Source organism: Pseudomonas sp. M20 (genome assembly GCF_045037865.1).
Classification (GTDB): domain Bacteria; phylum Pseudomonadota; class Gammaproteobacteria; order Pseudomonadales; family Pseudomonadaceae; genus Aquipseudomonas.
Genome location: NZ_CP173611.1, coordinates 3,427,366 through 3,450,576, shown reverse-complemented (window position 1 = coordinate 3,450,576; position 23,211 = coordinate 3,427,366). Strand labels below are relative to the sequence as shown.

General features: G+C 58.4%; 26 protein-coding genes and 1 tRNA gene. 20 read left to right on the top strand and 7 right to left on the bottom strand.

Annotated elements, in window-relative coordinates; translation table 11 throughout:
* Positions 1–45 precede the first annotated feature (45 nt).
* A complete protein-coding gene (locus ACI514_RS15335) occupies positions 46–363 on the top strand; it encodes an I78 family peptidase inhibitor (protein ID WP_007913486.1) in 318 nt (105 codons plus the stop codon).
* A gap of 72 nt (positions 364–435) precedes the next feature.
* Here the strand turns inward: ACI514_RS15335 and ACI514_RS15330 are convergent, their stop codons facing one another.
* Positions 436–648, bottom strand: a complete 213-nt coding sequence (locus ACI514_RS15330; protein ID WP_003179963.1) for a cold-shock protein — start codon at positions 646–648, stop codon at positions 436–438.
* 288 nt (positions 649–936) lie between these two features.
* Positions 937–1,239: a hypothetical protein gene (locus ACI514_RS15325; RefSeq protein WP_095047633.1), complete on the bottom strand. Its 303-nt coding sequence runs from the start codon at positions 1,237–1,239 to the stop codon at positions 937–939.
* Between the two features lie 371 nt (positions 1,240–1,610).
* Between ACI514_RS15325 and thrS the strand changes: the two genes are divergently transcribed.
* The 10 genes from thrS (at position 1,611) to ACI514_RS15275 (ending at position 9,871) form a co-directional block, all read left to right on the top strand.
* Complete coding sequence (gene thrS / locus ACI514_RS15320) at positions 1,611–3,533, top strand: threonine--tRNA ligase (RefSeq protein WP_160057170.1); 1,923 nt, start codon at positions 1,611–1,613, stop codon at positions 3,531–3,533.
* On the top strand, positions 3,533–4,084 hold the full coding sequence (infC, locus tag ACI514_RS15315) for a translation initiation factor IF-3 (RefSeq protein ID WP_170947229.1): 552 nt from the start codon (positions 3,533–3,535) through the stop codon (positions 4,082–4,084). Before thrS ends, infC begins: the two co-directional genes overlap by 1 nt.
* Positions 4,085–4,144: 60 nt before the next feature.
* Positions 4,145–4,339: a 50S ribosomal protein L35 gene (rpmI, locus tag ACI514_RS15310; RefSeq protein WP_002553160.1), complete on the top strand. Its 195-nt coding sequence runs from the start codon at positions 4,145–4,147 to the stop codon at positions 4,337–4,339.
* 28 nt (positions 4,340–4,367) lie between these two features.
* The gene (gene rplT, locus ACI514_RS15305; protein ID WP_007913489.1) at positions 4,368–4,724 is read left to right on the top strand and encodes a 50S ribosomal protein L20; all 357 of its coding nucleotides are present in this window, start codon (positions 4,368–4,370) and stop codon (positions 4,722–4,724) included.
* 109 nt (positions 4,725–4,833) lie between these two features.
* Complete coding sequence (pheS, locus tag ACI514_RS15300) at positions 4,834–5,850, top strand: phenylalanine--tRNA ligase subunit alpha (RefSeq protein WP_003226365.1); 1,017 nt, start codon at positions 4,834–4,836, stop codon at positions 5,848–5,850.
* A 26-nt stretch (positions 5,851–5,876) separates the two neighbouring features.
* Positions 5,877–8,255, top strand: coding sequence for a phenylalanine--tRNA ligase subunit beta (gene pheT / locus ACI514_RS15295; protein WP_405121969.1), 2,379 nt, complete (start codon positions 5,877–5,879; stop codon positions 8,253–8,255).
* Between the two features lie 3 nt (positions 8,256–8,258).
* Complete coding sequence (gene ihfA, locus ACI514_RS15290; RefSeq protein WP_002553164.1) at positions 8,259–8,561, top strand: integration host factor subunit alpha; 303 nt, start codon at positions 8,259–8,261, stop codon at positions 8,559–8,561.
* The gene (locus ACI514_RS15285; RefSeq protein ID WP_003179985.1) at positions 8,542–8,898 is read left to right on the top strand and encodes a MerR family transcriptional regulator; all 357 of its coding nucleotides are present in this window, start codon (positions 8,542–8,544) and stop codon (positions 8,896–8,898) included. Before ihfA ends, ACI514_RS15285 begins: the two co-directional genes overlap by 20 nt.
* A gap of 88 nt (positions 8,899–8,986) precedes the next feature.
* Positions 8,987–9,063 (top strand) — tRNA-Pro (locus ACI514_RS15280).
* A 568-nt stretch (positions 9,064–9,631) separates the two neighbouring features.
* Positions 9,632–9,871, top strand: coding sequence for a YceK/YidQ family lipoprotein (locus ACI514_RS15275; protein WP_405121968.1), 240 nt, complete (start codon positions 9,632–9,634; stop codon positions 9,869–9,871).
* Positions 9,872–9,969: 98 nt separating this feature from the next.
* Here ACI514_RS15275 and ACI514_RS15270 read toward each other — a convergent pair whose 3' ends face one another.
* From ACI514_RS15270 to ACI514_RS15260, 3 genes are all read right to left on the bottom strand, one after another.
* A complete protein-coding gene (locus ACI514_RS15270; RefSeq protein ID WP_160057173.1) occupies positions 9,970–10,527 on the bottom strand; it encodes an NADAR family protein in 558 nt (185 codons plus the stop codon).
* Positions 10,528–10,604: 77 nt separating this feature from the next.
* Positions 10,605–11,216, bottom strand: a complete 612-nt coding sequence (locus tag ACI514_RS15265) for a type II secretion system protein GspJ (RefSeq protein ID WP_405121967.1) — start codon at positions 11,214–11,216, stop codon at positions 10,605–10,607.
* A complete protein-coding gene (locus tag ACI514_RS15260; protein ID WP_405121966.1) occupies positions 11,213–11,674 on the bottom strand; it encodes a GspH/FimT family pseudopilin in 462 nt (153 codons plus the stop codon). The genes ACI514_RS15265 and ACI514_RS15260 overlap by 4 nt, the downstream gene beginning before the upstream one ends.
* 114 nt (positions 11,675–11,788) lie before the next feature.
* On the opposite strand from ACI514_RS15260, the gene ACI514_RS15255 reads away from it, so the two are divergent.
* A complete protein-coding gene (locus ACI514_RS15255) occupies positions 11,789–12,220 on the top strand; it encodes a general secretion pathway protein GspC (protein ID WP_160057176.1) in 432 nt (143 codons plus the stop codon).
* Positions 12,221–12,226: 6 nt separating this feature from the next.
* On the opposite strand, the gene gspI is transcribed toward ACI514_RS15255, so the two are convergent.
* Entirely contained in the window at positions 12,227–12,613 is a 387-nt protein-coding gene (gspI, locus tag ACI514_RS15250) for a type II secretion system minor pseudopilin GspI (protein ID WP_405121965.1), read from the bottom strand.
* Positions 12,614–12,759: 146 nt separating this feature from the next.
* Between gspI and gspG the strand changes: the two genes are divergently transcribed.
* The 7 genes from gspG to gspF are packed head-to-tail and all read left to right on the top strand — an operon-like array spanning position 12,760 to position 20,891.
* Positions 12,760–13,209 (top strand): type II secretion system major pseudopilin GspG, encoded by a 450-nt coding sequence (gene gspG, locus ACI514_RS15245; RefSeq protein ID WP_160057178.1) that lies wholly within the window; start codon positions 12,760–12,762, stop codon positions 13,207–13,209.
* An 8-nt stretch (positions 13,210–13,217) separates the two neighbouring features.
* Positions 13,218–14,204: a type II secretion system minor pseudopilin GspK gene (gene gspK, locus ACI514_RS15240; RefSeq protein WP_405121964.1), complete on the top strand. Its 987-nt coding sequence runs from the start codon at positions 13,218–13,220 to the stop codon at positions 14,202–14,204.
* Positions 14,201–15,379, top strand: a complete 1,179-nt coding sequence (gene gspL / locus ACI514_RS15235) for a type II secretion system protein GspL (protein WP_405121963.1) — start codon at positions 14,201–14,203, stop codon at positions 15,377–15,379. The genes gspK and gspL overlap by 4 nt, the downstream gene beginning before the upstream one ends.
* Positions 15,372–15,914, top strand: coding sequence for a type II secretion system protein GspM (gene gspM / locus ACI514_RS15230; RefSeq protein ID WP_160057181.1), 543 nt, complete (start codon positions 15,372–15,374; stop codon positions 15,912–15,914). The genes gspL and gspM overlap by 8 nt, the downstream gene beginning before the upstream one ends.
* The gene (gspD, locus tag ACI514_RS15225) at positions 15,911–18,280 is read left to right on the top strand and encodes a type II secretion system secretin GspD (protein ID WP_405121962.1); all 2,370 of its coding nucleotides are present in this window, start codon (positions 15,911–15,913) and stop codon (positions 18,278–18,280) included. The genes gspM and gspD overlap by 4 nt, the downstream gene beginning before the upstream one ends.
* Positions 18,277–19,683, top strand: a complete 1,407-nt coding sequence (gene gspE, locus ACI514_RS15220) for a type II secretion system ATPase GspE (protein WP_405121961.1) — start codon at positions 18,277–18,279, stop codon at positions 19,681–19,683. Before gspD ends, gspE begins: the two co-directional genes overlap by 4 nt.
* Positions 19,683–20,891: a type II secretion system inner membrane protein GspF gene (gene gspF, locus ACI514_RS15215; protein ID WP_405121960.1), complete on the top strand. Its 1,209-nt coding sequence runs from the start codon at positions 19,683–19,685 to the stop codon at positions 20,889–20,891. The genes gspE and gspF overlap by 1 nt, the downstream gene beginning before the upstream one ends.
* A gap of 221 nt (positions 20,892–21,112) precedes the next feature.
* Here gspF and ACI514_RS15210 read toward each other — a convergent pair whose 3' ends face one another.
* Positions 21,113–22,255 (bottom strand): polysaccharide lyase family 1 protein, encoded by a 1,143-nt coding sequence (locus ACI514_RS15210; RefSeq protein ID WP_405121959.1) that lies wholly within the window; start codon positions 22,253–22,255, stop codon positions 21,113–21,115.
* A gap of 198 nt (positions 22,256–22,453) precedes the next feature.
* Between ACI514_RS15210 and ACI514_RS15205 the strand changes: the two genes are divergently transcribed.
* Positions 22,454–23,209, top strand: coding sequence for a FadR/GntR family transcriptional regulator (locus ACI514_RS15205; RefSeq protein ID WP_038364752.1), 756 nt, complete (start codon positions 22,454–22,456; stop codon positions 23,207–23,209).
* Positions 23,210–23,211: the final 2 nt, after the last annotated feature.

Sequence of the window (23,211 nt, the reverse complement as noted above, 5' to 3'; positions counted from 1 at the left end):
GGTCGCACGATCTCAGCTTAACCATTTTGAAAACAAGGAGGCTTCATGCCTTTGAAGTTCGCGACACTGGGTGCACTTATGGCCGCTGCCATGTTGGCCGGTTGCAGCACGACCTCCAGCGAGTCGGCAAAGGAATCTGCGGCGACCGAAGCCGGTCACAGCCGCTGTGAAGCAACGGCGGCGGAGTTCGCCATTGGCAAGAAAGCTTCGCCAGAGCTGCTGGAGCAGGCGCGCAACAAGGCCGGGGCGCAAAATGCCCGCTTCCTCAAGCCGAACGATATGATCACGCTCGAGTACCGCTCTGACCGCTTGAATCTGAACACCGACAACAACCTGGTGATCACTCGCGTCAACTGTGGCTGATGAGCGAAGGCTTTTGTTGCAGGCATAAAAAACCCCGTCACATGGACGGGGTTTTTTTAGTGCGCGCAGAAATTACTCTGGGCGAACCTGTGCAGCTTGCATACCCTTTTGGCCTTTCTCAGCCACGAAAGAGACGGTCTGGCCTTCTTTCAGGCTTTTGAAACCGTCGGATTCGATAGCTTTGAAGTGTACGAACAGGTCGTCACCGCCACCTTGAGGAGTGATGAAGCCGAAGCCTTTTTCATCGTTGAACCACTTAACGGTGCCGGTTTGGCGATTAGACATGGTGTATCTCCAAGAAACATATATTTTTCAGTACTGTGCTGCTCAGGCCAACTGGGCACACCGGGATATCATAGTCGAAATGTTCGCTTTGGTAGCCCCCCGGACGTGCTGTTTGCCAATCAGTCGTGTTTTCTTTACTGTCTGTTTCGGCTGAAAGCCCCGGTTTACAAGGCTTTGCGCGGAACGTAAAGACAATAAAAAAACCTGTAAAACCTGCATAAATCGTCCGAAAAGGCTCAAATTCAGCCCTTTTTAGCGGCGCTGAGCCGACTCAGAAGACTTTTTTGATCACTTTTTCGCCGGGGTATTTGCCTTGCATTTGGCGATTTGGCCCAGTGCTTTCTGCTGCAATTCAGGAGTGGCTTTGTTGTCCATCAGCGCCTGAATGTCGCTCGCTGGATAAGACTTGATGGCGTCAGCGCCGCAAGCACAATGGGATTTGGCAGCTGCAGCACCGATTTGTTGGGTCGCCGCCTGGGTGCACTGGGCCATGTACTTCTCGCGCTCGCCCTTCGGCCAGTCGGCGTGGGCACTCAGCGGCAGCAACATAACAATAGGGGCGACGACGGCGAACAGGGTATTCAGACGCATGCGAGGATGCTCCTTGTGGGTCAATGTCTTGTTATCTGAGGGCTGAAGGGGCCATCAAGTTCAGCACTCTGGCATAAAAACAGACGATTTGCCTTGTGATCAAACAGAGGCATAAGTGACCGCTCATCTGTGCTAGCATGCCGGGCTCAAGCGTTCTCAGGCTCCGGATGACCTACAGTCCCGGCAGCGGTCGACGTGCGAATATTTCGATTTGAATCCCAGTCACTCTGGTTCGGTTTTCCGGTTGGCCGCAAGGCTCCTGCCGCTGTAAGGCAGGCGTTCGTCATTGAATGGCCTGGATCGGATCTTGTACTGGCTCATCCCAACCCACGTGACCTTTGGTAGGGGTCACCACTAGGAGAGGAGGCGCCATGCCAACTATTACTCTTCCCGACGGCAGTCAACGTTCATTCGATCACCCGGTTTCCGTAGCCGAGGTCGCCGCATCCATTGGTGCCGGTCTGGCCAAAGCCACTCTGGCCGGCAAGGTCAATGGCCAACTGGTCGACGCCAGCGACATCATCAGCAGCGACTCGACCCTGCAAATCATCACGCCAAAGGATGAAGAGGGGCTGGAGATCATTCGCCACTCTTGCGCTCACCTGGTGGGTCATGCGGTCAAGCAGCTGTATCCGACCGCGAAAATGGTGATCGGGCCGGTCATCGACGAAGGCTTCTATTACGACATCGCCTTCGAACGTCCTTTTACTCCGGACGACATGGCCGCTATCGAACAGCGCATGCAGCAGCTGATCGAAAAAGATTACGACGTAATCAAGAAAGTCACTCCGCGCGCCGAAGTGATCGAAGTGTTCAAGGCCCGTGGCGAAGACTACAAGTTGCGCCTGGTCGAGGACATGCCGAACGAGCAGGCCATGGGGCTGTACTATCACGAAGAATACGTCGACATGTGCCGCGGTCCGCACGTGCCGAACACACGCTTCCTGAAATCCTTCAAGCTGACCAAGCTGTCCGGTGCCTACTGGCGCGGCGACGCCAAGAACGAGCAACTGCAGCGCGTTTACGGCACCGCTTGGGCAGACAAAAAGCAGCTGGCCGCTTACATCCAGCGCATCGAAGAAGCTGAAAAGCGCGATCACCGCAAGATCGGCAAGCGACTGGGCCTGTTCCATACCCAGGAAGAATCCCCGGGTATGGTGTTCTGGCACCCGAACGGCTGGACTCTGTACCAGGTGCTCGAGCAGTACATGCGCAAGATCCAGCGCGACAACGGCTACCTTGAGATCAAAACCCCTCAAGTCGTTGACCGCAGCCTGTGGGAGAAATCCGGGCACTGGGCCAACTACGCCGACAACATGTTCACCACGCAGTCGGAAAACCGCGACTACGCCATCAAGCCAATGAACTGCCCGTGCCACGTGCAGGTGTTCAATCAGGGCCTGAAGAGCTACCGCGAACTGCCGATGCGTCTGGCCGAGTTCGGTGCTTGCCACCGTAACGAGCCGTCGGGTGCGCTGCACGGCATCATGCGCGTACGTGCGTTCACTCAGGACGACGCCCACATCTTCTGCACCGAAGAGCAGATGCAGGCTGAGTCCGCTGCGTTCATCAAGTTGACCATGGACGTTTACCGCGACTTCGGCTTTACCGATGTCGAGATGAAACTGTCCACTCGTCCGGAAAAACGCGTCGGTTCCGACGAGCTGTGGGATCGCGCTGAAGCTGCATTGGCTGCAGCCCTTGATTCTGCGGGCCTGCCGTACGATCTACAGCCGGGCGAGGGGGCGTTCTACGGTCCGAAGATCGAGTTCTCGCTGAAAGACTGCCTTGGTCGGGTCTGGCAATGTGGTACTCTGCAGCTCGATTTTAACCTGCCTGTCCGTTTGGGCGCTGAATACGTCTCCGAAGACAACAGCCGCAAACACCCAGTGATGTTGCACCGCGCGATCCTCGGTTCCTTCGAGCGTTTCGTCGGGATTCTGATCGAGCACTATGAAGGTGCGTTCCCTGCCTGGCTCGCGCCAACGCAGGCGGTGATCATGAATATCACTGATAAACAGGCAGATTTTGTTGCAGAAGTAGAAAAAACTCTCAACGAAAGCGGATTTCGTGCCAAGTCCGACTTGAGAAATGAAAAGATCGGCTTTAAAATCCGCGAGCATACTTTGCTCAAGGTTCCCTATCTCTTGGTAATCGGAGATAAGGAAGTCGAGATGCAGACTGTCGCTGTGCGTACTCGTGAAGGTGCTGACCTGGGCTCGATGCCCGTCGCCCAGTTCGCTGAGTTTCTCGCGCAAGCGGTTTCCCGGCGTGGTCGCCCAGATTCGGAGTAATTATTATTAAGCGTGAAATGAGACAAGATAAACGAGCTGCACCGAAAGCCCCGATCAACGAGAATATCTCGGCACGCGAGGTTCGGTTAATTGGGGCTGAAGGTGAACAGCTTGGGATTGTGTCAATTGAAGACGCGCTTCTTAAGGCTGAAGAGGCCAAACTGGATTTGGTGGAAATTTCCGCCGATGCAGTACCCCCTGTTTGCAAACTGATGGACTACGGCAAATCGATCTTCGAGAAGAAGAAACAGGTTGCCGCAGCCAAGAAAAACCAGAAGCAGATTCAGGTTAAAGAAATCAAGTTTCGTCCAGGGACGGAGGAAGGGGATTACCAGGTAAAACTGCGCAACCTGGTACGTTTCCTGAGTGATGGGGACAGGGCCAAGGTATCCTTGCGATTCCGCGGCCGTGAGATGGCCCACCAGGAGCTGGGGATGGAACTCCTCAAGCGGGTTGAAGCTGACCTGCTCGAGTACGGTTCGGTCGAACAGCATCCTAAGATGGAAGGACGCCAGCTGATCATGGTCATCGCCCCGAAAAAGAAGAAGTAATCAACAGGGCACGGCAGGCCTTCTGATTATGTTTATCAACTGAATGCGGAGTATCCGAACATGCCAAAAATGAAAACCAAAAGTGGTGCTGCTAAGCGGTTTCTGAAAACTGCTAACGGTATCAAGCACAAGCACGCTTTCAAGAGCCACATCCTGACTAAAATGTCGACCAAGCGTAAGCGTCAACTGCGCGGTAGCAGCTTGCTGCATCCGTCTGACGTGGCAAAAGTCGAGCGCATGCTGCGCCTTCGTTAATTTTAGTCAAGAATAGAGGAAGTAACTCATGGCTCGTGTAAAGCGTGGCGTCATTGCCCGTAAGCGTCACAAAAAAATTCTGAAACTTGCTAAAGGCTACTACGGCGCACGCTCCCGCGTATTCCGTGTTGCCAAGCAAGCGGTAATCAAGGCAGGCCAATACGCCTACCGTGACCGTCGTCAGAAAAAACGTCAGTTCCGCGCTCTGTGGATCGCTCGTATCAACGCTGGTGCTCGTGTTAACGGTCTGTCCTACAGCCGTTTCATCGCTGGCCTGAAAAAAGCGTCCATCGAGATCGACCGTAAGGTTCTGGCTGATCTGGCAGTGAACGAAAAAGCGGTGTTTGCTGCGATTGTCGAGAAAGCTAAAGCCACCTTGGCTTAAGTACCCCCGACAATCACCCGGCCTCACTTCCGTGGGGCCAGGTGGTAAACGTCTTAAATAGGGGAAGAGCCTTCAAGCTCTTCCCCTATTTTGTATCTGGAGTCTGTACATGGAAAACCTGGATGCGCTGGTCTCTCAAGCACTAGAGGCTGTGCAAAGCGCTGAAGATATCAATGCCCTGGAGCAAATCCGGGTTCAATACCTTGGCAAAAAGGGTGAATTGACTCAGGTGATGAAGACCCTGGGGAATTTGCCGGCAGAAGAGCGTCCGCAAGTCGGCGCCCTGATCAACGTTGCCAAGGAACGTGTTACAGGCGTTCTCAATGCGCGCATGGCTCTGTTTGAAGAAGCCGAACTGGCTGCCAAACTGTCTGCCGAATCCATTGACGTGACATTGCCGGGCCGTGGCCAGACCTCCGGTGGTCTGCATCCGGTGACCCGGACTCTGGAACGTGTCGAGCAGTTCTTCACCCGCATCGGCTACGGCATTGCCGAAGGCCCTGAGGTCGAAGACGACTATCACAACTTCGAAGCGCTCAACATCCCAGGCCATCACCCGGCCCGGTCGATGCATGACACCTTCTATTTCAACGCCAACATGCTGTTGCGCACCCATACCTCGCCGGTACAGGTCCGCACCATGGAATCGAAGCAGCCGCCGATCCGCATCGTCTGCCCAGGCCGCGTGTATCGCAGTGACTCCGATATCACCCACTCGCCGATGTTCCACCAGGTCGAAGGCCTGCTGGTTGATCGCGACATCAATTTTGCCGATCTCAAAGGCACCATCGAAGAATTCCTGCGGGTGTTCTTCGAGAAAGAACTGGCCGTACGGTTCCGTCCTTCGTACTTCCCGTTCACCGAGCCATCCGCTGAAGTCGACATGGAATGCGTGATGTGCAGCGGTAAAGGCTGCCGCGTCTGCAAGCAGACTGGCTGGCTGGAAGTGATGGGCTGCGGCATGGTTCACCCGAACGTGCTGCGTATGTCCGGCATCGATCCGGAAGAGTTCTCCGGTTTTGCCTTCGGCATGGGCGTCGAGCGTCTGGCCATGCTCCGTTACGGCGTGAACGACTTGCGTCTGTTCTTCGACAACGACTTGCGGTTCCTCGCGCAATTTCGCTAGTCGTAACGAATTCTTAGGAGAGCAGGATGAAATTCAGTGAACAATGGCTGCGTGGCTGGGTTAGCCCGCAGGTAAATCGCGACGAGCTGGTTGCTCGTCTGTCGATGGCTGGCCTTGAGGTCGATAGCGTGACCCCGGCCGCCGGTGTTTTCAGTGGTGTTGTGGTGGGCGAGGTGCTGAGCACCGAGCAACACCCTGATGCCGACAAGTTGCGCGTGTGCCAAGTCAGCAATGGTGCGGAAACCTTCCAGGTCGTGTGCGGTGCGCCAAACGTGCGTCCGGGCCTGAAGATTCCGTTCGCCATGATCGGTGCTGAGCTGCCGGGCGACTTCAAGATCAAGAAAGCCAAGCTGCGCGGCGTTGAGTCCAACGGCATGCTCTGCTCGCAAGCCGAACTGCAGGTCGGTGAAGGCAATGACGGTCTGATGGAACTGCCGGCCGATGCGCCGGTGGGCGAAGATTTCCGTGTGTATCTGGATCTGGAAGACGCGAGCATCGAGGTCGACCTGACCCCGAACCGTGGTGACTGCCTGTCCCTGGCCGGTCTGGCCCGTGAAGTCGGCGCGCTGTACGATGCTCCGGTCACCCGTCCGGTGGTCATGAGCATTCCTGCCGTGCACGACGAAGTGCGTTCGGTAGAAGTGCTGGCACCAGCGGCATGCCCGCGTTATCTGGGCCGCGTTATCCGTAACGTCGATCTGTCCAAGCCAACGCCGCTGTGGATGGTTGAACGTCTACGCCGCGCCGACGTGCGCAGCATCGACGCTGCCGTCGACATCACCAACTACGTGATGCTCGAACTGGGCCAGCCGCTGCACGCCTTCGATCTCGCCGAAATCAATGGCGGCATCCGTGTGCGCATGGCGGAAGAGGGCGAGAAGCTGGTACTGCTCGACGGTCAGGAAGTCAGCCTGCGTAGCGATACGCTGGTGATTGCCGACCACACCCGCGCGCTGGCGATTGCCGGTGTCATGGGTGGTGAGCACAGTGGTGTCTCCGCGACCACTCGCGATGTATTCCTGGAAAGTGCGTTCTTCGACCAGATCGCTGTGGCGGGCAAGGCTCGTTCCTACGGCCTGCACACCGACGCATCGCACCGCTACGAGCGTGGCGTCGACTGGCAACTGGCCCGTGAAGCCATGGAGCGCGCCACCGGCCTGCTGCTGGATATCACTGGCGGCGAAGCCGGCCCGATCATCGAGACCGTCAGCGAGCAGCATCTGCCGTCGATCGCACCGATCACCCTGCGTTCCCAGCGCATCACCCAGATGCTCGGTATGGAAATGGATTCGGCACAGGTCGAGCGTTTGCTCGGCGGTCTGGGTCTTGGCATTACTGCCGACGGTGAAGGCCAGTGGCGCGTAGAAGTGCCAAGCCATCGCTTCGACATCAGCCTGGAAGTCGATCTGATCGAAGAGCTGGCTCGTCTGTACGGCTACAACCGTCTGCCGGTTCGTTATCCGCAAGCGCGTCTGGCGCCGCAAGCCAAAGCTGAAGCGCGTAGCGACCTGCCGGAGCTGCGTCGCCTGCTGGTAGCGCGTGGTTATCAGGAAGCAATCACTTACAGCTTCATCGATCCGCGTCAGTTCGAACTGTTCAACCCGGGCGTCGAGCCGCTGTTGCTGGCCAATCCGATCTCCAACGACATGGCGGCGATGCGTTCGTCGCTGTGGCCGGGTCTGGTCAAGGCATTGCAGCACAACCTCAATCGTCAACAAGACCGCGTGCGTCTGTTCGAAAGCGGTCTGCGCTTCGTTGGTCAGTTGGAAGGCCTGAAGCAAGAGCCGATGCTGTCCGGTGTGGTTTGCGGTAGCCGTCTGCCGGAAGGCTGGGCGCAAGGTCGCGACACGGTCGATTTCTTCGACGTCAAAGCTGACGTTGAGGCTGTGCTGGGCTTTGCCGGTGCACTGGATTCGTTCACTTTCGCTCCGGGCAAACACCCGGCGCTGCATCCGGGTCAAACCGCGCGCATCGAGCGCGAAGGGCGTGAAGTCGGCTTCATCGGCGCCATCCACCCGGAATTGTCGAAAGCTCTGGGTCTGGATCGTCCAGTCTTCGTTTTCGAGCTGGTTCTGGCTGAAGTGGCACTCGGTAAAATGCCGAAATTCCACGAGTTGTCGCGCTTTCCTGAAGTGCGTCGTGACCTTGCACTGATTGCGCACAAAGACGTCGCGTCCGCAGCCGTACTGGACGTAATCCGTGAAAATGCAGGTGAATGGCTCACAGATCTCAGGCTGTTTGACGTGTATCAGGGTAAAGGTATTGATCCTGATAGAAAAAGCCTTGCAGTTGGCTTGACCTGGCAGCATCCATCGCGCACTCTTAATGACGATGAGGTGAATTCGACGACGCAAAATATCCTCACCTCGCTCGAACAAAGGTTGAACGCCACGTTAAGGAAGTGACGTATGGGGGCTTTGACGAAAGCTGAGATGGCGGAACGTCTGTATGAAGAGCTGGGCCTGAACAAGCGGGAAGCCAAGGAATTGGTCGAACTGTTTTTCGAGGAGATCAGGCACGCTCTTGAAGACAACGAGCAGGTCAAATTGTCCGGTTTCGGCAATTTCGACCTTCGGGACAAACGCCAGCGGCCTGGCCGCAACCCGAAAACGGGGGAAGAAATCCCGATCACGGCTCGCCGTGTGGTCACCTTTCGTCCAGGGCAGAAGTTGAAGGCCCGAGTTGAGGCTTATGCTGGAACCAAGTCATAACGACGAACTACCCGTCATCCCGGGCAAACGCTACTTCACCATCGGTGAAGTCAGCGAGCTGTGTGCCGTAAAGCCACACGTGCTGCGCTACTGGGAGCAGGAGTTTCCTCAGCTCAACCCCGTCAAACGCCGCGGAAACCGCCGGTATTATCAGCGCCAAGACGTGCTGATGATCCGGCAGATCCGCGCGCTCCTTTACGATCAGGGTTTCACCATCGGCGGCGCACGCTTGCGTTTGTCCGGCGATGAAGCCAAAGACGACACGACCCAATACAAGCAGATGATTCGGCAGATGATTGCCGAACTGGAAGACGTACTGGTGGTTCTCAAGAAATAAAAAGCAGCGTTTGAATACTTCCAGTTTTCAAACGCTTGCGCTATATTCTTGAGCGTTCTTCGAGGTGAAGAACAGTTGCAAAACCAGTCGGGGCGTAGCGCAGTCCGGTAGCGCACTAGCATGGGGTGCTAGGGGTCGAGTGTTCGAATCACTCCGTCCCGACCATTATTCCTGAGTAAAATCAGACAGTTAAGCCGATCAGATGGATCGGCTTTTTTGTGCCTGCGCAAAACTACCCGGTAATTTCGTTGAGAAGGCCTGGATTCACTCCGTCCCGACGATCTTTGCTGGCATTCAGCAAACGTAAAACACCATTAAAAACCAGACATCCCCTCCGCACGAGAATTGATGCCTTCCTCAGCATCTGATTCCATCTCGTCTATGCGTAGTAGAGGTTCAGCGCAATCAGCTCAAACACAGCCACAAATACGCAGAACGCAACGAATCTTCAGGTAAACACCCGGCGAGGCTTTTCATAGCCTTGATAGTTACTGAATGCGCTGCAAAGATTTCCCAGAAAATCAATAAAGTCCATCAGATCTGCATCCTCGCCTGCACGCTTCACGCATCTTGCCAATTCCAGTCTGGTTGAAGTTTCTCATTGTCCTTACGGTCGGCCTCGGTAGTCGGCGTAGGGCTCTACTCCACCCACGGGGGTGGCCCGTCGTAGAGGGAAAGTCATCAGCAACCCCCGTTTACACAGCTCAGTATCAACAACTAATAAGGATATTAAGTGCTTCACAAACTGATATTACTGGCGTTGATCGCCAGTTCAAGCGGCTGTGCAGCAACGGCCATGCGGATGGATTATGACAAGCACCGATGTCCCTACATCGGTGTTCGGCTCGACTGGTGGTTGGTCGGTACATCCAAAGGCAAGTTGATTCCCTTTTTACTGATCGACGCGCCATTTTCATTGGTGGTCGATACCGTATTCTTCCCCTTCGAATATCAATACACCTGCAATTTCTGACTGGCGGGTAGTGCAACCCAAAGCAATGTAAAACTCCCTTAGAAAAGTCTTGGCATGTGCCAAGGCTTTTTCGTTGCTGACGCCTCCGCGGATAAAACTCAGGACGATCCAACCCTGCAGTCCCGCACCTGCATCAGTGCAAACCCCAGAAGATTCAGGCCTTTCCACAGATTCGGATCGTTCACATCTGCGTGATCCTGCGCGAGCCCAATTCCCCAAATGTCATCAACCGGGCTCGCTTCGACGATGACCCGAGATCCAGTGCGCATCAGGTATTCGTCCAGCTCCGGGTTTTGGGAGAACTTGGCTTGGTTTGCCCGGACGACGATGTCGTATCGGTGTTGCAGCCAGAGCTGGTCGTTGAACCCGTGCACCTTGCGGCCGAGGGCTTTGGCGGCGTTCGGGGTCGGGGCCTGGAGTACTTGTGCACGAATTTCCTGATCGTCGAACAAGGCTGCCTTCTCGGCCATCATGAAGTGTTCGGCTGTCGGGTAGCGTTGCCCCTCGACAACGAATTCGGCTTCATACCACTGGCTGAAGCACGAAGCCGTGACGGCGTCTTTGCTTCGCTGGTGTCCCCAGAAAAAAGTGAAATCCAGAGGCTCTCCAGCGTTGAAGCGAGCGCGTAGATCTTCGAGAAGTTTAGAGTCGTGCAATGAGATTTCCTCGGTAACTGACGTTCGACGTTACAGTCGCTGTGCGTGTCAGGGCAATACGCAATATTGCCCAGAGACTAATCCAGTGGGCCCAAGACCTGGCGGTAGTGTTCTTCGCCTTGAAGCGTCTGCCGGGTCAGGCGGATTTCCAGGCCTTGGGGGTTTTCTTTGCGGTTGCCGCTGAGCTGGCGCCAGCCCATCTCGGGTTCCCAGACGCGTACTTGCAGGTCGCTGATGCTGTCGAGCACCGCCACTGCCTGTTTCGGCGCGGGCAGCGGGTAGTGATCACGTGGCGTGGCGGCGGCGCGGTACAGGGTTTGATCTTTCAACCACCAGCGCACGCGCTGCAAGCCGTTGTGCGAGGTGGCAGCACTGCGGATCACGTCAAGACGAAAGCGCTGGTCGTCGGCGCTGCGCACGCTGATTGCCGCTGGCTGCTCGGATCGTTCGTCATCGTTGTCGTTCAACAGTGGCTCGCGCAGTTCGATGCTGGCGCGCAAGGCGATATCTCGTTCCAGTTGATGCAGCGTGCGCAGCAGTGCTTCGGTGTGTTCGGTGCTCGCCTGCAGGTGCGTGTCGGCGCGGCTCACGCTGTCCAGACCGCGCCAGGCAATCAGGCTGACGATCGCCATGAGCATGATCGCGACCATCACTTCGATCAGGGTAAAACCCTCTTGCCGGTTATTCATGGCTGGTTGGCCAAGGTCAATTTGCCCGTGGCTGTGCGCTGCACGGTGAGCGTGTTCTGGCCGTCCGAGAGTTGCAGTTGTGCGGGTGAATCGAACCACTCGGCGTTCAGTATCAGCGGCTGCCTAGGTGTCACTTGCACCTTCAGCGATGGCGTTTCCCAGTGACGGGGGCGCAGTTGCGGATCGGCGAGAAAGTGATCGAAGCCGGGGCCTTGTTCATTGCGACGACTGAAACGAAAGCCGTTTTTGTCCGCCAGCCAAGTGATCGGGCGTCCATCGGCCAGGGCTTCGGCATGGGCGATTTGCAGCAACTGGATCAAGCGATTGGCGTCCTTGCGCAGCAGTTGCGCCGGGTCAGGCTTGATACTCAGGCTGACGGCGGCGCTCGCAATACCGATGATGATCAACACCACCATCAATTCGATGAGGGTGAAGCCTGTTTGTCTGTCCTTGTCCATACCGCAACGTTCCTTCGTTGTGAATCCATCCTGGCGGATTCGAACCATCAATCCCGATAGAAAAGCGAATGTTGTCCTGTAGACTGCGACGCAAGACAACAGGGAGGTTGGGTCTTGGCATTTACTTTTCGCTTATCCGCAACGCAGCTTGTGCAGTCGGCGGCGCTGATCACGGCGCTGGCAGGCGGACTATTCTGGTCTGCGCTGTTGCTGACGCCGGCACAGTCCCACGTTCCGGCGGTGGACCCCCAAGTGCTGCCGGCGCGCGCCGACACAGCGGCTTTGCAGTGGTTTTCCAACCAGCCGGCACCGTTGGATATCAAGGTTTCCGGAGTGCTGGCAGGGGCGCACGCTGCAGTAGCAATCCTAAGTCTCAACGACGGTCCGCCGCGCAGTTTTCTGGTGGGTGATCGCTTGGCTCTGGGTGTGCACGTGATAGCTATTGAACAGGATGCGGTGGTCATTGAGCGTGGCGCAGAAAAGAGCCGATTAAAAGTCAGCACGCTGCCAGACTCCCCGTCGCTGCCTCGGTTGACTCGACCCTGAGCTGTGTCATTGGCGCTTTTCCTGCGGCCGGCCGAGTAAGGTTTCGAGTCGCGCCAAGGGCGGTGCCTGACGTTCGCGATCCGAAACCAGCAGCGTCACGCGCATCAGTCGTCCATCGGTGCTCGGGGTCACGCGTTGATCACAGCGCAGTTGCAGGCGACCTTGATCGCACTCGAAGGTTTTCAGTCCCGGGGCAAAATCTTCCTCCAGACGCAACTCGGCGAGCCGGGTTTGCGCCGCCAGCAAAGCGATCGAGCGATCGCGCAACAGGCCATTGCTCTGGGTCATCAGGCCCGCAACGCGCACGGCGACAGACATGGCCACGGCGATGATTGCCAAAGCCACCAGAACCTCGATGAGGGTGAAACCTCGCTCCTTGCGCAACGCTTCCATGCTTGTCTCTGCGGTTGAAACCGGCCCGCAGAATAACACCCGTCCTTTGGCGAATGTGCAGAAAAACAGTGCGTTAATGATTGTTGTACGATGACTGGCTTTTGTTACACTGCGCGCCGAATGTAATCATGCCAAGGAAGGTTGAAATGGATTTCGCGCGCGTCAAATCTCAGTCCGCAGGTCGTCGAGGTCAGCAGGGTTTTACCCTGATCGAGATCATGGTGGTGGTAGTCATCCTCGGCATTCTGGCGGCGATGGTCGTGCCCAAGGTGCTCGACCGACCTGATCAGGCCCGAGCCACTGCGGCGAAACAAGACATCGCCGGCCTGATGCAGGCACTCAAACTCTATCGCCTCGACCACGGCAATTACCCGACGCTGAATCAGGGGCTGAAGGTGTTGGTGGAGCGTCCGGCGGATGCGAAAAACAGCAACTGGCGCTCTTATCTGGAACGCTTGCCCAACGACCCGTGGGGGCGTCCTTACAACTATCTGAATCCTGGCGCGAACGGTGAGATCGACATCTTCTCCCTCGGCGCAGACGGCCAACCCGACGGCGACGGCGTCAATGCCGATATTGGTTCCTGGCAGCTCTGAGAGCGGCCATGAAATCATCGTCGCCACAGGCGCAGAAACAGCGCGGCATGGCCATTATCAGCGCCTTGCTGATTGCCGCCGTGGTTGCGGTGATCGCCGCTGGCATGCTCACCCGTCAGAGCGTCTTTACCCGTTCTCTTGAAGCGGAACAGTCGCGAGTGCAGGGCGCTGCTGCGCTGTTGGCGGGGCTGGAGCTCAGTCGGCAACTGCTCAGAGACACGCGTCAACAGGACGCGCTGACCCGGCTCGATCAACCTTGGGCGCAGCCTGTCAAAAGCCATTTGTTGAGTTCGCCGGGGGGCGGTTTCGAGGGGCGCATCGAGGATCAGCAGGGCAAGTTCAATTTGCGCAATTTACTCAGCAATGAGCGCGTCGATGGCGGACAGTTGCGCAGCTTCGAACGCCTCTGCGAAATGATCGGAATCGATGCTGCCCTCAGCCAGCGCATCAGCCAGCGAGTCATTGCCTCCTACCCGAGAATGCCCGACCTGCAAGCCGCCGGGCAGAGTATGGCGCAGACCGGTTTCGACGGCGTCCGCGCGACGTCGCCGAGTGCGCGTCGAAGCCCCTTGCCGGCCACTCAGCCGATGTTGCGCAGCCTTGATGATTTACGTGGCCTCGAAGGCATGAACGAGGAGTTGCTGGGTCGCTTGAATCAGTATGTCAGCCTGATTCCGGCCAAGACCTGGGTCAACGGTAATACTGCCAGCGCCGAGGTATTGGTGGCGGTGGTTCCGGGGTTATCGCTCGCGCAGGCCAGGGCCGTGGTAGGAGAGCGCGATCGTGGCCAGTGGTTCATCAATCGCGGGGACTTCGTCAACCGTCTGCACTTGCCGCATCTGACCGTCGACGGACTGAACGTCGGCATCAGCAGCGATTGGTTTTTGCTGCGCGGACACGCGCGTCGTGACCAGCGCCGCGTCAGTCTGGATGCGCTGCTGCATCGACCCGCCGACGACATGCCGAAAGTGGTCTGGTCGAGGCTCGGCGTATGACTCGCCTGCGAGTCGCCTTGCCGCCGCTGGCGGGTTTGACCTCGGATTCCGAGATTGAATTTGCGCGCCTGGATCGGCACGACCGGGTCAGTCAGACCGGTGTCACTACGCTGTTGCTGATTGAACAGGAGTGGCCGTTACTGCCCGTCGAGTTTTTTCTGCATCCGGCGGACAGCGTACTGACCAGTTTGCAGTTGCCACCGCTGGCGCCGGTGAAGATCGATGCGGCGGTGAAGTGTGCCGCGCAGGCGCTGATTCTGGGTGGCACCGAACAGATGTACGTTGCACACAGTGCTCGTGAGGTCTCGGGACAAGTGTCGCTGGCCTGGCTCGCGCAGGCATCTCTGGATCGTTTCGGGCTGTTATTGGCTCAGCACCGATTGAAGCTGCGAGGCCTTTACCCGGCGCCTTATGCTCTGCCGGTGCCCACGCAGGGGCAGGTCAGCGCCTGCGTGCTGGACGGGCAATTGCTGCTGCGCTTCAGCGGTGCGCAGGCTTCGGTAGAACCCTTGGCGCAGGAGCGTCTGGATGAACTCGTCACCAGTGGTCGCGGCTTGCAGTGGATCGGCGCGGATGCTCCTGCAACAGTCTTCGAACCACAACCTGCGGAGCAGCGCTGGTGTGGCGTTGCGCCGGGATGGGGGTTGCATGCAGGCATCGGCAAGGCTGCCGGCCCCGCTCGCGGTTGGGGCAAGGCCGTCTTCTGTTGTGCTTTGGCGATTGCGATCTGGGTGTCAGGGCTGAACCTTTACGCGGCCCGTGAAGTGACCCAGGGCGAGCAGCTCAAGGCGCAAATGAGCCAACGGGTGAAGCAGGCTTTTCCAGAGTTACCGGTGATTCTCAATCCGTTGCAGCAGGCTCGCCAGCAACTGGCGGCTCGACACAATGGGGTGGCGGCCGAGGCGAATCACGGGTTTGCCTACCTGGTGCAAAACGCCGCGAGCGCGCTGCCGTTTATGGCGGGCAGCGTCCAGCGTATGACCTATGAGCAGGGACGTTTGCAGTTGGAGTTGGCCGCCGACACTGCGCAGGCACCCGCCGACGGCGCATTGCCGGGGGCGCTGACGCAGGCAGGATTGGTCGCCAGACGCGAAGACAACGTGTGGATTTTCAGCCCGCAGATTGAGCCGGCAGCGGTTGAGGACGATGCCGACATGGACAGCGACGATGAATAATCTACTGGCGATCTATCGGGCTCGCTGGCTGCTGCTGCGTGCACAGATTCATCGGCATTGGGCGCCGCTGACCTTACGCGAAAAACGCCTGGTTGCGGGCACCGCATTGATGTTGGGGGTTGTGCTGATCTGGCTGCTGCTCGTCCAGCCACCGCTGAAAAAGATTGAGCATTGGCAGACCGAAACGCCGAAGTTGCGTGGCCAGGCCGAAGCGCTGGATCTGTTGTTGCGCGAGGTGGCGACAGCGCCCATTGGGCAAAACTTCGAGCGGTCATTGCAGCAATCTCTCGATGGCAGCGGGCTGCTTGGTCACTACCAGTTGCAGACAGTTGGCACCGCTTGGCAGTTGACGTTCGAGGATGCACCCGCTGATGCCGTCATCAGTTGGCTGTTAATCCACCCCGTGCGGTTTTCACTTGAAGTGGTCGAGGCTCGTTTGCAGCGTGCAAGTGAGGTCAAGGTCGATGATACGGCAGGCACTCTGTCGGGAACCGTTCGCATGGATCAGGCGCTGGGCGCTAAGGAAGCTTCATGAAGTGGTCAGGTTCCAATTGTGTACGTACGGCCGCGCCGTTCCTGTTGTTGGCACTGAGCGCATGCAGCAACACCACTCCGCCACAGAACCAGCCGCCATTGCTGGTCGACAGTGAACTCGGGCGGCCGCTGGCCAACACCCAGCGCAGCGGCGACGCGGTGCTCGATCGCGAACGTGCGCAGGCCCAAGCGCGACCTGTGCCGAAGCAGTTGCACAACATCAGCAAGAGTGCGCGCAGTGGGGCGGCGGCTTCGGGCATTGCCTTGCCGAGTAATCCTTTGGGCGATCAACCGGTAACGCTGAATTTTGTCGACGCCGATATTCAAGCGGTGGTGCGCGCGTTGGCGCGTTCTACCGGGCAGCAGTTTTTGGTCGACCCTCGGGTCAAGGGTACGTTGACGCTGGTGTCCGAAGGTCAGGTGCCGGCGCGGCAGGCGTACGACATGCTGCTGGCGGCGTTGCGCATGCAGGGCTTTAGCGTGGTCGATGTTGGCGGTGTGGCGCAGGTGGTGCCGGAGGCGGATGCGAAGTTGCTCGGCGGGCCGATCTACAGTGCCGACAAACCGGCGGGCAACGGCATGCTCACGCGCACGTTTCGTCTGCAATACGAGAACGCGGTGAACCTGATTCCGGTGCTGCGGCCGATTGTTTCGCCGAACAATCCGATCAACGCCTATCCGGGCAATAACACCATCGTCATCACCGATTACGCCGAGAACCTGACCCGCGTTGCGCAGTTGATTGCGAGCATTGATTCGCCGAGTGCGATCGACACCGATGTGGTGCAGATCCAGAACGGCATCGCCGCTGACATCGCGCCAATGGTGGCGGACTTGCTCGATGCGCCGGGCAATGATCCGACGCAGAAAATCGCGGTGATTGGTGATCCGCGATCCAACACCATCATCATTCGCGCAGGCAGTCCGGAGCGCACGGAGCTGGCGCGTAATCTGATTTACAAACTTGATAACGCGCAGAGCAATCCGAGCAATCTGCATGTGGTTTATCTGCGTAACGCGCAGGCGGCGAAACTGGCGCAGGCCTTGCGCGGGTTGCTCACGGGTGAAAGTGACAGCGGCAGCAGCGACAGTGCGCGTTCGGTGCTCAGTGCCATGGGCGCAAGTACTGGCGGTAGCGCTGGGCAAAATGGCCAAAGTAGTACGCAAAGCAGCGGCACTACATCGACTAATAGCAGCGTCAGCACGGGCGGCAGTTACGCCCAGGGCAGCAGTGGCGGCACAACTGGTAGCGGCGGCGCGCAAAGCAGCGAGCAGAACGTCGCTTTCAGTGCCGGCGGCGTGACCATTCAGGCGGACGCCACCACCAACACCTTGCTGATTTCCGCGCCGGAGCCTTTGTATCGCAACTTGCGCGAGGTGATCGATCTGCTTGACCAGCGCCGCGCGCAAGTGGTGATCGAGAGCCTGATCGTCGAAGTCGGCGAGGACGATGCCAGTGAGTTCGGTGTGCAGTGGCAGACCGGCAATCTCGGTGGCAATGGCGTGATCGGTGGCGCGAATCTCGGTGGTTCGGGGCTCAACACCAACGGCAAAACCAGCATCGATGTGCTGCCTCAGGGGTTGAATCTGGGCTACGTCAACGGCACCGTCGATATCCCCGGGATCGGCAAGATTCTTGACCTGAAAGTGCTGGCCCGGGCCTTGAAAAGCAAGGGTGGCACCAACGTGCTGTCGACGCCGAATCTGCTGACCCTCGACAACGAGGCGGCGAGCATTTTTGTCGGCCAGACCATCCCGTTTGTCAGCGGCAGTTATGTGACGGGCGGCGGGGGCACCAGCAATAACCCGTTCCAGACCGTGACCCGTGAAGAGGTCGGTTTGAAGCTCAACGTGCGCCCGCAGATTTCCGAGGGTGGTACGGTCAAGCTCGACATCTATCAGGAAGTCAGCAGCATTGATGAGCGGGCTTCGGCCAGTGCCAATTCGGCGGGGATTGTCACCAACAAACGCGCGATCGACACCAGCATTCTGCTCGATGACGGGCAGATCATGGTCCTTGGTGGCTTGCTGCAGGATGGCTACAGCCAGAGCAATGACGCGGTGCCGTGGCTGGGCAGTTTGCCGGGCATCGGCGCGCTGTTTCGCAATGAACGCCGGGCGATCACCAAGACCAATCTGATGGTGTTCCTGCGTCCGTACATCATCCGCGACAGCGAAGCGGGGCGCAGCATCACCCTCAACCGTTACGACTTCATGCGCCGCGCCCAAGGCGGTTTGCAGCCGGAACGCAGCTGGGCAATGCCGGACATGCAGGCACCACAGTTGCCGACGGCGGCGCAAGGGGTGCCGGCGGTGTTACCGAGTTCCGGCCCACGCGCGACGATCAAAGCGGTGCCCATCCAATGAGTTCGCTGCCTTACGCCTGGGCCAAGGCGCAGCGGATTCTGTTGTGCGATGGCGTGTTGACGGTGTGCCCGTCAACGCCGGGCTGGTCGATCAGCGAGGCGCGGCGGCAGTTCGGCGCGACCACGATTCAGCGGGTGCGCGATGACGAACTCGACGGTTTGCTCGCCAGCGCGTACGCCGACACGGGCAGCGCGGCGGCGGTGGTTGGGGCTGCGGAAAACGAAGTTGATCTGGATCGGCTGATGCAGGACATGCCGGAAATCACCGACCTGCTCGACACCCAGGACGGCGCGCCGGTGATCCGCATGATCAACGCCTTGCTCACGCAAGCGGCGCGCGACGAGGCCAGCGACATTCACATCGAACCGTTCGAAACCTATTCGGTGGTGCGCTATCGCGTCGACGGAACCTTGCGCGATGTGGTCTCACCGCGCAAGGCTTTGCACGGTGCGCTGGTGTCGCGGATCAAGATCATGGCCCAGCTCGACATCGCCGAAAAACGCCTGCCGCAAGATGGACGCATCGCTTTGCGCGTGGCCGGGCGGCCGATTGATATTCGTGTTTCAACCGTGCCCACCGGTCATGGCGAAAGGGTGGTGATGCGTCTGCTCGACAAACAGGCCGGGCGTCTGCATCTGGAAACACTGGGCATGGACGCGCAGGTGCTGGCCAAACTCGATCACCTGATCCGCCAGCCCCACGGCATCGTTTTGGTCACCGGGCCGACCGGCAGCGGCAAAACCACCAGCCTCTACGCCGCATTGGCACGGCTGGATGCGAGTACCAGCAACATTCTCACCGTCGAGGATCCGGTGGAATACGACCTGCCGGGCATCAGCCAGATCCAGGTCAATGCCAAGATCGACATGACTTTTGCCCTGGCGCTGCGAGCAATCCTGCGGCAAGACCCGGACATCATCATGATCGGCGAGATCCGCGATCTCGAAACTGCGCAAATCGCTGTGCAGGCTTCGTTGACCGGCCACTTGGTGCTGGCGACGCTGCACACCAACGACGCGGTGTCGGCAGTCAACCGCTTGATCGACATGGGCGTCGAACCGTTTCTGCTGGCCTCGTCGATGCTCGGCGTGCTCGCGCAAAGATTGGTGCGCCGCCTCTGTAATCAATGCAAAGAGGAAGACCCGGCGACACCGGGCACTTGGCGCCCGGTCGGTTGTCCAGCGTGCAATCAGACTGGCTACAGCGGCCGCACCGGCATCCACGAATTGTTTTGCATCGACGACGACATCCGCACACTGATTCACCAAGGGGCAGGGGAGCAGGCCTTGCGCGCATCAGCCGCGAAAGCCGGGATGTTCAGCCTGCGCGAGGACGGTGAGCGATGGATCCGCAGCGGCGCCACCGCGCCTGAAGAAATCCTCCGTGTGACACGGGACGCCTGATGAATCGCTATCGTTTTGAAGCAGCTGACGCCACCGGCAAGATTGAGTCCGGGCATCTTGAGGCCGAGAGCCAGAGTGCGGCGTTCAGCGTTTTGCGTGGACGCGGTTTGACTGCACTGTCGGTAAACAAAGAAAGCAACGTTGCCCAGCACGGCGGCGGGTTGTTCAGTGCCAAACTTTCCGATAACGATCTGGCCTGGGCCACACGGCAACTGGCGAGTCTGTTGGGCGCGAGTCTGCCGTTGGAAGCGGCGCTGAGTGCCACGGTCGAACAGGCCGAGAAAAAACACATCGCCCACACTCTTAGCGCCGTGCGCGCCGATGTGCGCAGCGGCATGCGACTGGCGGAATCGCTGGCCGCGCGACCGAGAGACTTTCCCGAGATTTACCGCGCGCTGATTGCGGCCGGGGAAGAGTCCGGCGATCTGGCACAGGTCATGGAGCGACTGGCTGATTACATCGAGGAGCGCAACAACCTGCGTGGCAAGATTCTCACGGCGTTTATCTATCCGGGCGTGGTCGGTCTGGTGTCGATCGGCATCGTGATTTTCCTGCTCAGTTACGTGGTGCCGCAGGTGGTCAGCGCGTTTTCCCAGGCGCGGCAGGACTTGCCCGGGCTGACTTTGGCGATGCTCAACGCGAGTGATTTCATCCGCAGTTGGGGCTGGCTGTGCGCTGGGATCATGGCCGCAAGTTTCTGGAGCTGGCGTTTGTACCTGCGCAATCCGGCGGCACGTTTGAGTTGGCATCATCGCGTGCTGAAGTTGCCGTTGTTCGGGCGTTTTATTCTGGGCCTGAACACCGCACGTTTCGCCTCGACCCTGGCGATTCTCGGCGGCGCCGGGGTGCCGTTGCTGCGTGCGCTGGAAGCGGCGCGGCAGACGCTGTCCAATGACCGCTTGAGCCTCAGCGTCACTGAGGCCACGGCCAAAGTGCGTGAGGGCGTGAATCTGGCGGCAGCGTTGCGGGTGGAGAATGTGTTTCCGCCGGTGCTGATTCATCTGATCGCCAGCGGTGAAAAAACCGGCTCGCTGCCGCCGATGCTTGAGCGCGCAGCGCAGACGTTGTCGCGTGATATCGAGCGGAGGGCGATGGGCATGACCGCGCTGCTGGAGCCGCTGATGATTGTGGTGATGGGCGGGGTGGTGCTGGTGATTGTGATGGCGGTGCTGCTGCCGATCATTGAGATTAATCAACTGGTCCAGTAGCCGCTTTTGATGGTGTCTGATCGGGCCCCTTCGCGAGCAGGCTCGCTCTCACAGGGGGAATGCATTTCAAAATGTGGGAGCGAGCCTGCTCGCGAAGGGGCCAGTCAGGGCAACAAAAAATCCAGATTTTTGTCAGGACTTTACCCCCGCACGGTCTGCAAACAGACATGAAAAAGCCCTCGTCACCGAGGGCTTTTCATTAACACGGTTACATCGACCAATCAGATCTTGCCAGCGCCAGCCTTGGCCTTAACGTCGGCCGCGACTTTGTCTGCGTTCAGCGGGGTGTAGCTGTAAGGCGGGGTCCAGCCGATGTTGGTGCCCCACTTGCAGGTCAGCAAGGAGCCATTGAGCGTAGAACCCTGATCAAGGTAGGTGCTGCCACCGTAGTCGCCGGCGATTTTGTCGCAGCCGCTGATGCCGGAGATTTCGAAGGCGTTTTTCTCGGAGAAAATCTTCGAGTTTTTGCCCACACCGTGCGCGTAGCTGAACGGGTAGACCTTATGGCTGGTGCTGCCCACGTGATAGTTGTTGTACAGATGCACCTGGCCGAAGCGAACGCGTGGCGCGCGGGCGGAGATGTTTTCGAACAGGGTGTTGTGGATCGTGACCTTGAGCTTGCCATCATCGGTGGTACGGCTGTCGCTGGAACCGATCAGGTTGTTCTTCTCGTGCGATTTGAACGCCGAGTAGGAAATGGTCACGTAGTTGGCACCGTTTTTCACGTCCAGTGCGCCGTCGTGATGTTGCTTTGGACGACCGTTGGCAGTGCCGTTCTGGTCATCGGTGCGGCGGCCATCGGTGAAGGTGACATGGTCGACCCACACATTGTTGGCGCCTTCGATGGTCAGCCCGTCGTACTCGGAGTTCCAGTTGCCGGCGCTGCCGTCATTGGCGTCCCAGATCGGCTCGGGATCCCACGGGTTTTCGATGGTGATGTTGCGGATGATCACATCGTTTTCCTTGGCATAGAAGAAACCCTCGCGGATCTCCGCCGTGCTGCTCGTACCGACGATGGTCGTCTTGCCCGGGATATCCAGACGACCGCGCTTTTTCATATCGGCGGTCGTCGTATAAGCTTTGCCTTCGCTGATGTCGATCGGCCCGGTAATCTTGATGATGCGACCGTTGGTGCCGACCGAAGCGCTGAGTGCGGTCTTCAGTTCGGCGGCGTTCTTCACGGTGTAGATGTTGTTGGCTGCCGCTCTGGAGCCACCCTTGGTGCCACCGTTTTGCGTGGCCCAGCCAGTCGTTGCAACATCCAGCCAGATATCGGCTGCTTGTGCAGGCAGGCTGGAAAACAGCAGGCTGCCGACGATGGCGCTGGCCAGTTTGCAGGCCGTGAAGGTTGTTGGTTTTGTCATGAGTAATCAGATCCTTGATTAACTTGAGTGTTTTACACGCGATGTCTCGACGTGTTTCTCGAGCGGACGTCCTTATCGCCATTGCAGCGAATCGAACGTCCGCTGCATGAGAAATCCTATCATTGAACTGGTGCGTTGTCGTACAACTGAATGGGCTATGATGCGTAATTATTCGAAAATTCGAGATTTTTGTTGCTGATGGACAGATCCAACGCCACACCCAATGTTCGTCGCCGGCATCGCAGCTTGGCGGAGGACCTGGTCACCGAGCTGTCCCGACGCATTTGCAGTGGCGAACTCGCACGCGCGACGAAGCTGCCGACTGAATCTCAGGTCATGGCCGAGCACGGCGTCAGTCGCACGGTCGTGCGCGAGGCGATATCGCGTCTGCAGGCAGCAGGCCTGGTGGAAACCCGTCACGGTATCGGCACCTTCGTTCAGGACATTCCCAGCCCAAGCGGTTTTCGCATTGATCCGGACAGCATCGTCACGCTTCAGGATGTCTTGGCGGTGCTTGAGTTGCGCATCACGTTGGAGGTCGAGGCCGCCGGCCTGGCGTGTGCGCGGCGTACCGATGAGCAGCTGCAACTGATGCGTGATTCGCTGGACGCGATCAACTCCCGCGCCGTCAGCGTCGACTATGCCGTGTCGGCGGATTTCCAGTTCCACCAGCAAATTGCGCTGGCCACCGGCAACCGCTATTTCACCGACATCATGCTGCACCTGGGCGCGAACATTCTGCCGCGCACACGCCTGCATTCCAAACGCCTGGAAAATGACCGCAAGGAGCCCTATCTGGAGCGCCTCAGTCGTGAGCATGAAGACATTTACATTGCGATTGTCCGGCGTGATTCCGACGCCGCGCGCGCAGCCATGCGTTTGCATCTGTCCAACAGCCGCGAGCGTTTACGCCGGGCCTACGAAGCTGCAGACGCGGCGGCGTTGAACGTCTGAAG